Raw genomic sequence first — 15,988 nt, 5'->3', positions numbered from 1 at the left:
GCAACTAGCCATTTTAAGCGGATTTTGCAATGTTTGATACCTTAACAGAACGACTCACACAGAGTTTAAGAAATGTTACTGGCTCAGGGCAGCTGACCGAAGACAATATTAAAGATACCTTACGTGAAGTACGTATGGCACTTCTTGAAGCCGATGTCGCGTTACCTGTAACTCGTGAATTTATCGCGAAAGTTAAGGAAGAGGCATTGGGCCAAGAAGTGATGACTCAGTTATCACCAGGCCAGGCATTTGTAAAAATTGTTTATGACGAACTCACCAAGATGATGGGTGAGGCGAATGAAACACTTGATTTAAGTGCGAAACCTCCTGTTGTAGTATTACTTGCTGGTTTACAAGGTGCAGGTAAAACAACAACTGCTGCCAAGTTGGCACGTTTCTTAAAAGAACGTCAAAAGAAAAAAGTAATGACTGTTTCTGCCGACGTTTACCGTCCGGCAGCAATTAAACAGTTAGAAACTGTTTCAAATGAAGTTGGCGCAGGCTTTATTCCTTCAGATCCTTCTGAAAAGCCAATCGATATCGTTAATCGTGCAATTGAACAAGCAAAAATCCAGTTTGCTGATGTGTTGATTGTCGATACGGCAGGACGTCTACATGTCGATGCAGACATGATGGACGAAATTAAAGAATTACACGCAGCAGTTAAGCCGACTGAAACCTTGTTTGTGGTTGATGCCATGACAGGTCAGGATGCTGCAAATACAGCAAAAGCATTCAATGATGCTTTGGCACTTACAGGTGTAATTCTTACTAAAACTGATGGTGATGCACGTGGTGGTGCTGCACTTTCTGTGCGTGCTATTACAGGTAAGCCAATCAAGTTCTTAGGTATGGGCGAGAAGCTTGATGCTTTAGAACCATTCCATCCGGACCGTGTTGCTCAACGTATTTTAGGTATGGGTGACGTACTTTCTTTAGTCGAAGAAGTTGAACGCAAAATCGACAAAGAAAAAGCCGAAAAAATGGCGAAAAAATTGCAAAAAGGCGGTAGCTTCAACTTTGAAGATATGCTGATGCAATTTGAGCAAATGAAAAAAATGGGCGGCATGATGGGCTTCTTAGATAAGTTGCCTGGCATGAGCGGTGCAGGAATTCAGCAAGCGATTGAGCAAGCGAACCCTGAAAAACAAGTCAAGAAGATGGAAGCTATTATCCAGTCAATGACTGTTAAAGAGCGCCGTAATCCGGACTTAATGAACCCAAGTCGTAAAAAACGTATTGCGGCAGGTTGCGGTATGGATGTTGCTGAAGTGAACAAACTTATTAAACAACAAGCGCAAATGGCCAAAATGATGAAGAAATTTGCGAATCCATCTGGTATGAGCAAAATGATGCGTTCTTTAGGCAATATGCAAAAGCAATTTGGCGGCGGCGGTGGCGGAATGGGACCACTCTTTGGTAACAATGACCAAAAGAAATAAATCCATAAAATAAAAGGCGCATATAGCGCCTTTTATTTTGTTCTGTATTTTAGTCTTTAGGATAATGAGCAATATATTGCTGTAATCCTTTGAGCAAAAGATCGGTTTCTACAACAGGATCATATTTTTGTAAAAACTTGGCAAATAGTTTTGCATCACCACCAGTCAGCAGCAGCTTTTTAGGAGATTGTTGCATAATATTTTCAATGGTACTAATCAGGCCTAATAAAATACCGTGATGTACTGCATCTACAGTGTTATTGCCGGGATTTAGATTGTCAAAAGCTGAGTCTGGAATTTTAATGCCTTTGGTATTTTGAATAAGAGCATCTCGTTGCAAATATAAATTAGGGAGGATGTAGCCACCTAAATGCTGTTTGCCTTGCGTTAGGTCAATTGTGAGCGCTGTACCACAACCAATAATGCAATAGTTTTCATCTGCTTGAGCTACAGCTAAAACTTGTAACCAGCGGTCAATACCGAGCTGACTCGGTACTTCATAACCGCACTGTAAGCCTGCATATTCTGAATGAACTTTGGCAAAGACCACAGGAATTTCAAGCCATTTTAAAATCTGCTGAATACGTTGGTTGTTTTCAGTATCGAGTACCGATGAAATTCCAATTCGATGTAGACCTTGATGTTTAAAGTGTTGGATTAATCCCAGTAATAAATCGGCAGGAGACTGTAAATGTAGCTCGGCTGCATGCTCAATAGTTTGCTGATTTTCAGTAATCCAGTATTTTAAACGAGTGTTTCCTATATCAAGCCATAAACTTTTCATGGAGAAAACACCTATTTACTGAGTGGTCTGTGGTCTTAAACGACCTTGATAAAACTGCTGTGGTTCTGGAGTTTCAAGAATTACCGCACCTTCATTGGAAATCCCAACGAAACGACCATGCACCAGTCCTTGGCTATGCTCAAACTGAACTAACTGGTTGATCCATGCAGCATGATGGTTAAAACGTCCTGCCAAATTGTAGCAGCCATGATCAAACCAGCGAGCAGCATTTTGAATTGCAACATAAAGTTCTGAAATTAACTCAAGGCGACTCATTTGCTCTAGGCCTAAATCTTCTAGAGAGGTAATCGGTTGATCGCTATCTGTCACTGGTGGTGTTTTTAAATTAATACCCACACCCACAATAGCCTGATGCTGAGAAAGAGGTTCAACCAAAATTCCACCCCATTTCCCTTGAGTACTATATAAATCGTTTGGCCATTTCACTTGCAGGTTCAAAGATTGTAACTGCGGTATTTGTAGAATATTTAGAGCAACTTCAAGTGCTAAGCGACCATCTAAGGGTGTTCGAGTTTGCACCAATGTGCTTAAATAAATGTTTCCTTCAGGTGAAATCCATTGCCGTTGATGTTGGCCTCGCCCTTGAGTTTGTTGAGCACTGCAAACCAAGCCTGTTGTAATGCCTTTTTGGGCAATTTCACGAATATCATCATTGGTCGAAGTTGTGGTTGCTTTTAATAAAACCACTTCTGGAAGCTGGTTTTTTGCGCTTAAAAGTTGTTGTAGTTGGCGAGTCTCTAAATCCATGTTGAATATGAGCAGAGTGGTAAAACATTTATGGAGTTAATCATATATTTACTCATTGGCGCAATTGCTGGTTTTACTGCCGGATTGTTTGGGGTGGGCGGTGGACTAATTATTGTACCAATCCTCTATGTGGTTTTTACCCAGCTAAACTATGACCCAGCGGTAATCATGCATATTGCAGTTGGAACATCGCTTGCAACTATTATCGTGACGTCTTTTAGTTCTGTTTCGGCTCATCATAAAAAGGGTGCGGTACTTTGGCCTGTTTTTCGTAATTTAGCGCCTGGATTAGTGATTGGCTCATTTTTAGGGGCAGGCATTGCCGACTTGATGTCTGGTCAGCATTTGCAACTTCTTATTGGCGTTTTTGCAGTTTTTATGGCTTATCGGATGTTTAAAGGAGCACATGTCGTTGTTGACCCAACACGTCGGCTTCCTTCAACACCTATGCAATTTATGGCGGGTGGAGGTATTGGCATTGCCTCTGCAATTTTTGGTATTGGGGGTGGAAGCTTAACCGTCCCATATTTAAATCGTCATGGCGTGGTAATGCAAAAAGCAGTTGCGACTTCTGCTGCTTGCGGTTTACCAATCGCAGTTGCAGGAGCGATTGGATTTATGTGGTTTGGTGCGAAAGAACAAATTTCAGTGCCTAACACGATTGGTTATGTGCACATCTATGCGTTTATTGGCATTAGTATCATGAGTTTTGTCACAGCGAAGCTTGGAGCAAAGGTTGCTCATGCACTATCACCGCAAATGTTAAAAAAAAGCTTTGCTTGTTTGTTAGTCGTGGTCGGCAGTTATTTTATTTATAAAGGCATTATGCACTAGAGACTAAAATCTTAAATTTATAAGACTATGGTTAAAAGCTTGAATTTTTAGGAATTCGAGCTTTTTTATTCATAAAATATAAGAACATTCGGGGCTTTTATTCATCCGATTTTGGTGTTGTTTTTAAATGGGTTGGCTTAAAATGCAATGAAATTGTCAGACAATGACATAGTTTTTAATCGATGGGATCAGTTAAAAACAAGGATGCGAAAGAAAAGCATGGATTAATGCATATAAAAAGTAGCGGGTGATTTATGAATCTCGAAGAGACAGAAAGTCTTTCTGAGCAAATTGTCAAATATATTAGTGAACAGATTATTAGTGGCGAACTGGTTGAAGGCGAACGTATTCAAGAGCTTCGTATTGCCAAAGAACTTGACGTTAGCCGAGGGTCAGTTCGTGAAGCATTGTTATTATTAGAGCGTACTCATTTAATTGAGATATTCCCACGCCGCGGGGCAATTGTCTCAGAAATGTCTGCACAACAAGTTAAAGCACTGTTTGATACAAATATGATGATATTGGGACATATTGTACAACGTATGAGTGAAACATGGCGTGCGCATGAAGCTGATCAATTGCAGCTATTGTTAGAACAACTTCTTGAACATGTTAAAGCAGGTGATATCGAAAAATTTTATGATGGAGTCTTCCAATATTTAGCTGAACAGCAAGATATGGTCGGTAATCCTTATCTAATGAAGTTTTATAAAGAGCTATTGCCTTCATTACGTCGTAGTTATTTTTTGACCTTAAATACCTCTAAGCGGGAACTGCAAGAAGCATTTGCATTATTTAAACTCGTGACTGATGCAATTTTAATCCGAAAATCACAACAAGCCGCTTTATTTATGGAAGATTTTTGTCGACACTTACGTAACCTTGTGTTGGAATCGCTGACACGAATGAAACAGATTGAATTGGCCTGGGCAAGACGCTCACGCCGCTAGTTAGGGCATTATGCGTTTAAGCAGTTTAAAACTTTCCGGCTTTAAATCTTTTGCAGATAGTACAACTTTAAATTTTAAGGCGAACCGCACAGCAGTGGTTGGCCCAAACGGTTGTGGCAAATCCAATGTAATCGATGCGATCCGCTGGGTGATGGGTGAATCAAATGCCCGTCAGCTACGTGGTGGTAGCATGCAAGATGTTATTTTTACAGGAACATCCAAGCGCAAGCCCGTTGGTGTGGCCAGTGTTGAGCTACGCTTTGATAATACCTATGGCAAATTGGGCGGGGCTTATAATGCTTATAATGAATTAGCCGTTCGCCGTCAGGTCACTCGTGAAGGGAAGTCCGAATATTTCTTAAATGGTACTCGTTGCCGCCGTCGTGATATTACCGATATTTTTTTGGGAACAGGCCTAGGGCCGCGTTCTTATGCAGTGATTGAACAAGGCATGATTAACCGTTTGGTTGATGCCAAGCCAGAAGAAATGCGTGTGTTTATTGAAGAGGCGGCAGGTGTTTCACGCTATCAAGCGCGTCGACGCGAAACATTGCAACATCTTGAACATACCGAGCAAAACCTTTCACGTTTAGAAGATATTGCGCTTGAGTTAAAATCGCAGCTTAAAACGCTTAAACGCCAGTCAGAAGCAGCAGTTCAATATAAAACGTTAGAAAGCCAGATTCGTACCCTAAAAATTGAAATTTTGTCCTTTCAGGCAGATAAAAGCGTACGTCTTCAAGAAGAATATACCGTTCAAATGAATGAACTGGGTGAAACTTTTAAATTGGTTCGCTCAGAATTAAGTACAATTGAGCATGATTTAGAAGCGACCAGTGCTTTATTTCAGAGACTTATTCAGCAATCTTCACCACTACAACAAGAATGGCAACAAGCTGAAAAAAAACTGTCTGAACTGAAAATGACTCTAGAGCAAAAACAGAGTTTATTTCAGCAAAACAGTACCACTCTCGTTCAGTTAGAGCAGCAAAAAGCCCAAACTAAAGAACGTTTACAACTTTCTGAATTGCAACTCGAAACACTGAATAATCAACTAGAAGAGCAAACCGAAGCTTTAACTGGAATTGAGCATACTGCAACGGAAGCTGAACAAAGCTTTGCTGATTTACAATCTCAGCAAAAACAAGCACAGCAGCAGTTTGAACAAATAAAAGCTCAGGTTGAAAAACAACAGCAGCAAAAAATGCAGATGGCAGCTCAAATTGAACAGTTGGGTAAAAATGTTCAGCGCATTGAGCAGCAAAAAGAAACGCTGCAACATCAAGCAAACCAAATTCAATCGCATGTGCATGAAGATGAGCAGGGTGAGCTTGAGCAACTGCAACAACAGCTGCGTAGTGAAATTTCGATGTTTGAAACTGAAATTGAGCAACAGTTGCTACATTTAGAGCAATCTCAACAGCAACACCAGTCAAGTAAAAATCAGCAGCAAACGCTGAAAACAGAAATCCAAGTTTTACTATCAGAGCAGAAAAACCTAAGCCAGCTTGTTGCTAAACAAAGTTTAAAGCAAAACCAAGATACGCTACGTTTAATGCAGGCCCTACAGTTAACCGAGCTAGGTAAGTCGCATGCGCAGATTGTTGAGAAGTTTTTAGCAAAATGGTTACAGGCGCATATTGTTGAAACTGAACAAATCTTTCAAGAAGGAATTGCTCGTCAGTTAAAACCTTCTGAGCAAATAAGCAAATTTAAGGGGAACCTGACTTGCTTGAATGAGTGGATTGCATCGCCACAGCTATCAATATTCTCGAATGTAGCGATTGCACAAGATTTGACTCAAGCTTTAAATGAGCAAAAACAGCTGGAACATGGTCAGTCTATTTTGACCTTAGATGGCTATCATGTCGGGCAGGATTGGGTGATTGCGCTTATGTATGATGATGAGAGTCAAAGTGCACAAGGTATGCTGAGCCATCGCATTCGTCTAGATGAAATCGAACAAACTCTTGAAAAGCAACAACCTGAATTACAAGCATTAGATCAAATTGTAATGCAGCAAAAGGATGAGTTAGGGCAGTTACAGGCTGATGTGCAGCACAAACAGCAAGTTGTGAAACAAAAGCAAAAAGACTTGCAACAGCTGGATGTACAAATTGCTAAACAGCAAACCGCAGCACAAGCATTTTTACTGCAAAAACAACAATTGAAAGATCAGTTAGCTCAACTAGACATGCAGCTTGAAGAAGATGCAATGCAAAAAGACGATCTTGAAATTGATTTGCATGCATTAGCAATCAAGCTCGAAACCATTTTACCTGACTATAAAACTTTGCAATTTCGGGTAGAAGAGTTAACAGAGCAGTTAGAAGAACAGCAACAAGCTCTACAACATCAGCAACAAGAACGTGAAATTTTACGCCGTAATAGTACGCAGATTACTCAACAGATTGAGTTGCTTGAAAAAGATATCTCGTTCTTGCAGAGCCAATATCAGCAAATTGCAGCTCAAATGGAACAAGCGAAAAAGTTTGTTGACCCTATTCAATTAGAGTTACCAAATCTTGAGTCGGAATTTCAGCAACAATTTGCTCAAACTGAAAAGTTGCAAAAGAACTGGAATGAATGGCAGCTTGAACTCAATAGTGTGCAAGAAAAGCAACAAACACTGACAGATCAGCGTCATCAATATCAACAAAAAGATGAACAGCTTAGAGAACAACTTGAACAGAAACGGTTAGCTTGGCAAGCAGCTAAGTCAGACCGTGAGCATTATCAAGAACAGCTTAAAGAACTAAATGCCGAGATTCAAAAAGGCTTACAAATAGATTTAACCGAGCATCAGCAAAAACTGGAAAAAGTACAGAAACAGTTTGAAAAAATCGGTGCGGTTAACCTTGCCGCTTCACAAGAGTTTGAGGAAGTTTCTCAACGTTTTGATGAGCTGAGTCACCAGATTCAAGATTTGGAAAATACGGTAACTCAACTAAAAGATGCAATGAAAAGCATTGACCAAGAAACCCGTAAGTTATTTATGACAACTTTTGATCAAATTAATCAAGAGTTGCAAAATCTGTTTCCAAAGGTCTTTAATGGTGGAGAGGCGAGTTTAAGTCTTGAAGATGACTGGCAATCTGGTGTTAAACTGATGGCAAGACCGCCGGGTAAAAAAAATAGTTCTCTAGCATTACTTTCCGGTGGAGAAAAGGCTTTAACAGCGTTAGCATTGGTATTTGCAATTTTTAGATTAAATCCGGCACCGTTTTGTGTATTAGATGAAGTGGACGCACCACTCGACGATGCGAATGTTCAGAGATATTGTAATTTGGTAAAAGAGCTTTCTGAACATGTACAATTCATTTACATTACACATAATAAGCTGGCGATGACCATGGCAACTGATTTGTTGGGTGTGACCATGCCTGAACCGGGTACATCAAAATTAGTCACTGTCGATTTAGAACAGGCAAAAGAATACGGGTTAGTTTCGGAGTCATAGAATGGAAATCAATACGATTATTGGCATCGTTGTTGCCATTATAATTATGCTAATTGGCTTAAAAATGATTTTAAAAAAGCCAAACCATGCTGAACCCTCATTAGACAGTGATTTACATATTAATCCTGATAGCAATCAACCAGTTATACCTAGACATGTGAGAGACCAGCTTGAAAAAACTGAAGCTGAATCTGTAGCGGTGACTAGTGCTGAGCGAGTAGAACCAACTTTAAGCGAAGCTGCGCCATCACAAGTTCCTGAAACAAAACAGTCAGAAATTGATAGGGTAGAACCCGCTAAAACAATTCAAACTGAACAAACCCCACCAGTTGTTGAAAATGTTTCTGTAGAAGAAATTAAAGCTGAAGAAGAAGTAACAAGCTCTGCTATTACCACAAATGGTTCAGTTGAGTTGGTCGATGCAGTTTCTGTGAAACCGGAAGCTGAAGCTTTAGCAAAAGAGAATCTGGAAGCTGAAAGCGAAAAAACTGAGCCTGAGTTGAGTTTAAACCCGAATATTGAAACTGCCAAAATTGCTGAATTTGAAGGCGAGAGCAATATTCTGGATGTGCATTTACATGAACAGCAACGCTATGATGATGAAAGTGCATTAGCGATGGCTGAGCAGATTATTGCGCTAAATGTTTATCCAAACCCTCGTCGTGCATTGTCTGGCGATAAAGCACTTAAAGTGCTGTTAAAATATGGTTTACGTTACGGCGAAATGTCATGTTTCCATCGTTATGAAAATACTGATGAGCCGAGTGTACTCATGTTCTCTGTATTGCGTATGACAGACAATGGACCAGCTGGATTTGACCTTGAAACTTTATCTACCGAACAAGTTCAAGGGTTGGCATTTTTCCTTGCGCTTCCAAACAGTAAAGCCGTGACTGGTTTTGATATGATGGCGAGTATTGCAGGTCTAATTGCTCGCGAAATTGATGGCAAAGTTTACGATGAGAATAATCTTGAATTTACGCCACAGTTAAAAGAGCACTGGCGTCATCATGTGATTGATTATCGTCCGGCACAGGCGACTGCCTAGTTTTAATTTTTTACGTTCGTTGCGATAATTGCAACATATCTAGTCGCAGCTCAGGGTGGAGAAATTTCCACCCTTTTTTATGGTGAATAACATAATGGCAACAACTTCCGTGATCGAACAGATGCGTCAGCTTATTCAACTGATTGCAAAGCATAACCATGCCTACTATGTCATGGATCAGCCGACAATCTCGGATAGTGAATATGATCATTTATTTCACCAGTTAAAAGCTTTGGAAGAGCAATATCCTGACCTTGTTCAATCGGATTCACCAACAACCAAAGTAGGCGGACAAGCACTCTCTAAATTTCAAAGTGTGACTCATGTCGTTCCGATGCTTTCTTTGGGGAACGTTTTTAATCAGGAAGACTTATTCGCATTTGCTCGCCGTGTTGAAGAGCGTTTGCCTAATCAAAAAGTACAATATGAAGTTGAATTAAAACTTGATGGTCTTGCGATTTCACTCTGGTATGAAAATGGTGTCTTAGTACGTGGCGTTACACGTGGTGATGGCGAAACTGGAGAAGACATTACCCAGAATGTTAAAACGATTCGTAATTTGCCTAAAGTGTTGCATTCAGATCATTTTGAAATTCCACGTTTATTAGAAGTACGCGGCGAAGTACTTATGCCAAAGTCTGGCTTTGAAAAACTCAATGCCGACCAAGAAGCAAAAGGTGATAAAACATTTGCGAACCCGCGTAACGCAGCAGCGGGTAGTTTAAGACAACTCGATCCTAATATTGCTGCTGGTAGACCTTTAGCATTTTATGCTTACGGTATCGCTCAATGTGAACCTAATCATGGCTTAACTACCATGCACGATAGCCTACAATGGCTCACAAAACTTGGATTTGAAATTGCGGAACGTCAATATCTGTGTGATTCAATTCAAGAAGTACAGCAGCGTTACGAACAAATTCAGCAAGAACGTCCAGATCTACAAGTTGAAATTGATGGGATGGTCGTAAAGGTTGATGACTTAAGACAGCAGCAACAACTTGGTTTTTTAAGTCGTGAGCCACGTTGGGCAACAGCCTATAAATTTCCTGCACAAGCTGCATTAACTACGGTTGATCAGATTGATTGGCAAGTCGGGCGTACAGGTACTTTGACCCCTGTAGCGCGTTTAAACCCTGTATTTGTGGGTGGTGTTACGGTTTCTAATGTAACCTTACATAACATTGGTGAAATCCATCGCCTTGATGTACGTGTTGGCGATACAGTCAGTGTTTACCGCACAGGCGATGTTATTCCTAAAGTAGAAAAAGTTTGGCCAGAGTTTCGTTCACCTGACGCTGAAATTGTACATTTACCAGAAAGCTGTCCTGTTTGTGCTTCACCAGTTGTGATGCCTGAAGGAGAAGCTTTAGCACGTTGTTCTGGTGGGCTATATTGTGCTGCACAGCGTATTGAAGCGATTCGCCATTTCGTATCACGTAAGGCGATGGATATTGAAGGTTTAGGTGATCGTTGGGTAGAGTCCTTATTACATCTCGATTTACTTAAAGATGTGGCCGATATCTATCATTTGCATGAACACCGAGAAACTTTACTTGGTATTGAAAAAATGGGCGAGAAATCGGTACAAAATCTGATTGATGCCATAGAAGCCAGTAAAAAGACAACGCTTTCGCGTTTTATTTATGCTCTGGGAATTCGTGGGGTAGGTGAAACAACAGCTCGGATGTTAGCCAATACTTTCCAAACTTTGGAAGCGCTTAAAGCTGCTGATGTTGAAGCTTTAAAGAAAACACCAGATGTTGGTGATATTACTGCCGAGTGGATTGCTGACTTTTTCTTGGCACCGCACAACATTGAAGTGCTTGATCGCTTAATTGCAGCAGGAATTCATTGGGATGCACCGACTGCACCGACACGTCAACCGTTAAATGGCGAAAGTTGGGTATTAACAGGCACATTAGAGCAAATGACCCGTGATCAGGCAACTCAAATGCTGCAAGCATTAGGTGCACGTGTAAGCGGTAGTGTATCAAGTAAAACTAAATGTGTTGTTGCAGGGGAGAAGGCAGGTTCTAAATTAGAAAAAGCAGCAAAACTTGGTATTGCAGTTATGAATGAGACTGATTTCTTATCACTTATGGCAAGCTATGGGCAGACTTTAAGCGAATAGATCTACCGAAATAAGAACCATTGATTTTAGTTACAAATTTATAAATTGATGGTTTGTGCCTTATTTTAACGCTTGTCTGAGCTAATAAATCGGACAAGCGTTTCTTTTTGCAGAGAAAATTTAAATAACTTAAACTGCAAATGCGTATGTTTCTCATTTTAATTTTATAAAAATCATAAACTTAACTATTTTTTGTTTTGCAATCACTTTTAAGATTGCCCATAATAGTTCTCATACGATAGGAGATTTATTATGCGTGGCAATCCAGAAGTCATAGACTATTTAAATATGCTCATTGGCGGAGAATTGGCTGCCCGTGATCAATATCTAATCCATTCACGTATGTATGAAGATTGGGGTTTAAATAAAATTTATGAACGTATTGATCATGAGATGCAAGAAGAAGCTTCTCATGCTGATGCGATCATTCGCCGTGTATTATTTTTAGGTGCTAAACCAAACATGCACCGCGAAGATATCAATGTTGGTACAGACGTTGTATCTTGTTTAAAAGCGGATTTGGCCCTTGAATATCACGTTCGTGAAAAGTTAGCGACAGGTATCAAACTTTGTGAAGAGAAGGGCGATTACATTAGCCGTGATATGTTGCGTCAACAATTATCAGATACTGAAGAAGATCATACATACTGGTTAGAAAAGCAATTACGTTTAATTGAGTTGATTGGCTTACAAAATTATATTCAATCTCAAATTTAATAAAAGAACCCAGCTTAGGCTGGGTTTTTTATTGGCTTATTTTAATAAAATTAACTCATCACTTAAATGTTAATTATGTCAAATTTAACATATTCAAAGCTTTACTACATAAGGCTTTGGTAGTTACAAAAAAGTCAGAAAATTTGTATCACACCCCCTGTTTTTTTTATGAAATTGGATATAATTTCGCCAACAAAACCCTTGCCTAGAAATTTAATGAGGCAAGGGTTTTTCTATGGAAAATCGGTTGGTATGGATCGCCAATGATTTTATGGTGAGTTCGCGAAATATGTTATTTACCAAACCTACTGTTTTAGATACAGCTACTCTCCTAAGCACACAGCGTCTTGCAACACGACTAAGCTTTTTTAGCTTAGGTTTTGCAACCGCAGCTTGGGCACCTCTTATTCCTTTTGCACAGCAACGTTTAAACCTAAATCATGCCGATTTTGGTTTGCTTTTGCTTTGTATGGGTATTGGTTCAATGATTGCTATGCCTGCCACTGGTGCTTTAGTCAAGCGCTGGGGATGTCGTCCATTAATTGGTTTGGCATTGATGCTTTTAATGGTTTTATTGCCTAGCCTTACGATGTGGAGCAGCATTGTGACGATGGCTGTAGCATTGTTTATTTTTGGATCGGCAGCAGGATGTCTTGGAGTAGCTATCAATTTACAAGCAGTGGTTGTAGAAAAGCATAGCTTGCGAGCTCTTATGTCTAGCTTCCATGGAATGTGTAGTTTGGGTGGCTTAACAGGCGCTATGCTTGTGACTGCATTATTGGCAGTGGGTCTTTCTCCATTAATGAGTACGTTATCAGTCGTTATGATTTTACTTGTTATTGGTGGTGTTGCGATTCCATCTTGTTTAACGTCTTTTGAACAGGATGAAAAGCCACATGAAGATACAACTCAAGCACCGAAAAAATTTTATCGTCCCGATGGTATTATTTTGCTTATTGGTATGATGTGTTTTATCGCCTTCTTATCAGAAGGTGCGGCAATGGACTGGGGTGGTATTTATTTAACAAGTAAATATCAGCTTAACCCTGCTTTTGCTGGCTTAGCTTATACTTTCTTTGCGCTTAGCATGACTACTGGACGTTTCGCAGGTCATGTCTTGCTTAAGCAATGGGGCGAAAAGAATATTGTAACTTATAGTGCAATTGTGGCTGCGATTGGTATGGCTATTATTGTGACTGCGCCAGTCTGGCAAGTGGTTATATTAGGTTATGCACTGTTAGGACTAGGCTGTTCTAATATTGTGCCCGTAATGTTTTCTCGGGTTGGTCGACAAAACAATATGCCAAAAGCAGCTGCACTTTCTTTAGTATCAACGATTGCCTATACGGGTTCTTTAAGCGGCCCAGCTTTAATTGGTTTAATTGGTGAATGGACAGGCTTAAGTACGGTTTTAACAGGCGTAGCTGTATTGCTATTTATTATTGCTTTACTTAACCGTTTTACATTAATAAAGACAAATTAATTTATAAATAATAGAGATCCTCAAAGAACATCGAGAAATTTAATTTCTCGATGTTCTTTTATTTAGATTTATAAAACCTGATAGATCGATTGATAACTATTTTGTAATAATCGCTGAGGCTTCATCAGTAAAGTTGGTGTCTTTTCTAGATCATCCAAGAAATTATTTCGCCAATGGGTAAGATCAGATGATGTTAATCCTTCTATCAATTGCTGGTAACGATTAATACGCTCAGTTTTAGACATTTCTAAAGCCATTTTTAAAGCATCCATCATCGCCGCTCTATCTTGTGGATCAACAATCAAGGCTTGAGTCATCTGCTCAGCAGCACCAGCATATTTAGATAAAATGAGTACGCCCGGATTTTCTGGGTCTTGGGCTGCAATATATTCTTTAGCGACCAAGTTCATACCATCGCGTAGCGAACTGATCCAGCAAATATCTGAATGGCGGTAAATGTGCATAAGATTATGGTGTTGAACCGTGTCATAGCAGCAATCTACAGGTCGCCAGTCTTCATGTGCAAACTCTTCGTTAATTAACTCGAGCTTGGTTTTAAAACGTTGGTATAAGCGTTGATAAGCTGGAATATCAGTACGAGAAGGTATTGCAACTTGAAGATGACGAACTAAACCATGATATTCAGGACTGGTTTCCAAAAAGGTTGCAAATGCATTAAATCTTTCGAGCAAACCTTTTGAATAATCAATACGATCAACCCCAATAATTGTTTTTTGACGTGGTATTTCCTCAAAATTAAACACAGAAGAGGTCGCCAAATCTTGTTGGGCTTGCTTTTGTATAATTTCAGGCTGAACACCAATTGGGTATGACTTAATTAATATTTGACGTTTCTTGTAGCTAATACTGTTACTTTGTATTTTCTGAGCTTCGAGTAAATTTAGACAAGTCTGCATACATGCATTTTGATCGATTTGGGTTTGTAAACCAATAACATCATATTGACTCAAGTCTTGAATTAATTCTCGGCCCACTGGAATTTTGCGCCAGATATTGAGGCTAGCAAATGGTATATGTAAAAAGAAACCAATTTTATTTTGCATGCCTAATTCACGGCAGTAACGCGCTACACTAAAAAAGTGATAATCGTGTATCCAAATAAGATCTTCAGGTTGAGCAAGCTGTTTTAACTTTTCAGCAAACAAACGGTTGACCTTTTGGTAGGTGCTATATTCTTGCCCATCATATTCAATTAGATCTTCGCGACTATGCATGGCTGGCCAAAGAACCTTATTTGCAAAACCACAGTAATATTGCGCATATTGTTGATGAGTAAGAGGGCAGGTAATGTAATCAATCCCTTGAGAAGAGGCTTGTTCAAACTCTGGCGCTTCGCTATCGGTAATTTGCTGACCATTCCAGCCTAACCAAATACCATTACTATCATTCAAAGCGTCTTGTACAGCCACGGCGAGGCCACCAGCTGAAGCTTTACCTGATGGCATACTTATCCGGTTCGATAATACGATTAATTTAGACATATTTTTTCTCCATTCTGATTTTGGCTATTTTTGACATATAAGCTTTTTATTTTGTTTTGAAATAAAAAAAGAAAATTCGCGACATTATCAATATCTTTTAATCTATATTTAGCTTGTGTTTCACCGGAACCCACTTTAATCGTGAGGCCAGATTGCTGATTAATAAATACAAAACCTGATTCATCTGTTAAATCATCGCCTATAAAAATAGGTAATACGGAAGGTAAATTAAGATGATTTAATATGGTTTTAATTGCTTTACCTTTATCAGCTTGATTTGGAATTAACTCAATAACAAATTTTCCTTTATTTAATTTTAATTGAGGATAATTAGAACTAATCTGTTGCATAATATTAATAGCATGATTTTCTAAGTCAGGATTTTTACGATAATGTAAAGCAATAGAATACTTCTTATCCTCAATTAATAACTCAGGGTATTTCTCGCAAGATTTTTGAATATCTTGTTTTAATTTTTCAAAATTAATTTGACTTAAATCTGGCCTAATATAATTGTCTGAATCAAGACAAATATCTAAACCATGTAAGCCCGCAATAGGAATTTCAAGAGGATATAAGAGTTTACCAGCTGTATTGATATCACGACCTGTTACAGCAATAACAGGTATATTTAATTCAATAATTTTTTTTATAACTTCTAATGTAGTGTTTGGAATAAAACTGTGCTCAGGATTAATTTGAAAAGGTGCTAATGTCCCATCAATATCCAAAAATAAACAATAATTTTTATCTAAGGATAAGGTGCTTATAATATGATTGGGTGTAACAAAATATGTACTTTTTTCTCTCCCATCAGATATTGTATTTTGACTGTTCATATTAGCCTTCCCAATATTTTTTGATCA

At 39.1% G+C, this 15,988-nt stretch carries 12 protein-coding genes; 8 read left to right on the top strand and 4 right to left on the bottom strand.

From position 1 onward, the window contains the following. Positions 1-29 precede the first annotated feature (29 nt). Positions 30-1,442 (top strand): signal recognition particle protein, encoded by a 1,413-nt coding sequence (gene ffh / locus SOI76_RS14575; RefSeq protein ID WP_002120334.1) that lies wholly within the window; start codon positions 30-32, stop codon positions 1,440-1,442. A 49-nt stretch (positions 1,443-1,491) separates the two neighbouring features. Here ffh and coaX read toward each other — a convergent pair whose 3' ends face one another. Both coaX and birA read right to left on the bottom strand, forming a co-directional pair. Continuing rightward, on the bottom strand, positions 1,492-2,226 hold the full coding sequence (gene coaX, locus SOI76_RS14570) for a pantothenate kinase (protein ID WP_104080145.1): 735 nt from the start codon (positions 2,224-2,226) through the stop codon (positions 1,492-1,494). Between the two features lie 15 nt (positions 2,227-2,241). Then, positions 2,242-2,994 carry a biotin--[acetyl-CoA-carboxylase] ligase gene (gene birA, locus SOI76_RS14565; protein ID WP_104080146.1) on the bottom strand — a complete coding sequence of 251 codons (753 nt, stop codon included), beginning with the start codon at positions 2,992-2,994 and terminating at the stop codon, positions 2,242-2,244. A gap of 30 nt (positions 2,995-3,024) precedes the next feature. Between birA and SOI76_RS14560 the strand changes: the two genes are divergently transcribed. From SOI76_RS14560 to SOI76_RS14530, 7 genes are all read left to right on the top strand, one after another. Continuing rightward, positions 3,025-3,828: a sulfite exporter TauE/SafE family protein gene (locus tag SOI76_RS14560; RefSeq protein WP_104080147.1), complete on the top strand. Its 804-nt coding sequence runs from the start codon at positions 3,025-3,027 to the stop codon at positions 3,826-3,828. Positions 3,829-4,082: 254 nt separating this feature from the next. After that, positions 4,083-4,778, top strand: a complete 696-nt coding sequence (locus SOI76_RS14555; RefSeq protein ID WP_016142060.1) for a GntR family transcriptional regulator — start codon at positions 4,083-4,085, stop codon at positions 4,776-4,778. A gap of 10 nt (positions 4,779-4,788) precedes the next feature. Beyond that, positions 4,789-8,238 carry a chromosome segregation protein SMC gene (smc, locus tag SOI76_RS14550; RefSeq protein WP_104080148.1) on the top strand — a complete coding sequence of 1,150 codons (3,450 nt, stop codon included), beginning with the start codon at positions 4,789-4,791 and terminating at the stop codon, positions 8,236-8,238. Between the two features lies 1 nt (position 8,239). Next, on the top strand, positions 8,240-9,286 hold the full coding sequence (zipA, locus tag SOI76_RS14545) for a cell division protein ZipA C-terminal FtsZ-binding domain-containing protein (protein ID WP_104080149.1): 1,047 nt from the start codon (positions 8,240-8,242) through the stop codon (positions 9,284-9,286). Between the two features lie 94 nt (positions 9,287-9,380). Continuing rightward, positions 9,381-11,420: an NAD-dependent DNA ligase LigA gene (gene ligA / locus SOI76_RS14540; protein WP_104080150.1), complete on the top strand. Its 2,040-nt coding sequence runs from the start codon at positions 9,381-9,383 to the stop codon at positions 11,418-11,420. A gap of 252 nt (positions 11,421-11,672) precedes the next feature. Continuing rightward, on the top strand, positions 11,673-12,137 hold the full coding sequence (ftn, locus tag SOI76_RS14535; RefSeq protein WP_001214863.1) for a heteropolymeric bacterioferritin subunit Ftn: 465 nt from the start codon (positions 11,673-11,675) through the stop codon (positions 12,135-12,137). A 289-nt stretch (positions 12,138-12,426) separates the two neighbouring features. Further along, the gene (locus tag SOI76_RS14530) at positions 12,427-13,620 is read left to right on the top strand and encodes an MFS transporter (RefSeq protein ID WP_081039148.1); all 1,194 of its coding nucleotides are present in this window, start codon (positions 12,427-12,429) and stop codon (positions 13,618-13,620) included. A 68-nt stretch (positions 13,621-13,688) separates the two neighbouring features. Here SOI76_RS14530 and otsA read toward each other — a convergent pair whose 3' ends face one another. Further along, positions 13,689-15,122 (bottom strand): alpha,alpha-trehalose-phosphate synthase (UDP-forming), encoded by a 1,434-nt coding sequence (otsA, locus tag SOI76_RS14525; protein WP_205668452.1) that lies wholly within the window; start codon positions 15,120-15,122, stop codon positions 13,689-13,691. Further along, positions 15,110-15,961, bottom strand: a complete 852-nt coding sequence (gene otsB, locus SOI76_RS14520) for a trehalose-phosphatase (RefSeq protein ID WP_104080151.1) — start codon at positions 15,959-15,961, stop codon at positions 15,110-15,112. Before otsB ends, otsA begins: the two co-directional genes overlap by 13 nt. Between the last annotated feature and the right edge of the window lie 27 nt (positions 15,962-15,988).

Source organism: Acinetobacter pittii (assembly GCF_034064985.1).
Lineage (GTDB): Bacteria > Pseudomonadota > Gammaproteobacteria > Pseudomonadales > Moraxellaceae > Acinetobacter > Acinetobacter pittii_H.
Note: the sequence above shows the minus strand (reverse complement) of the source record. Positions and strands in the feature narration are given on the sequence as shown.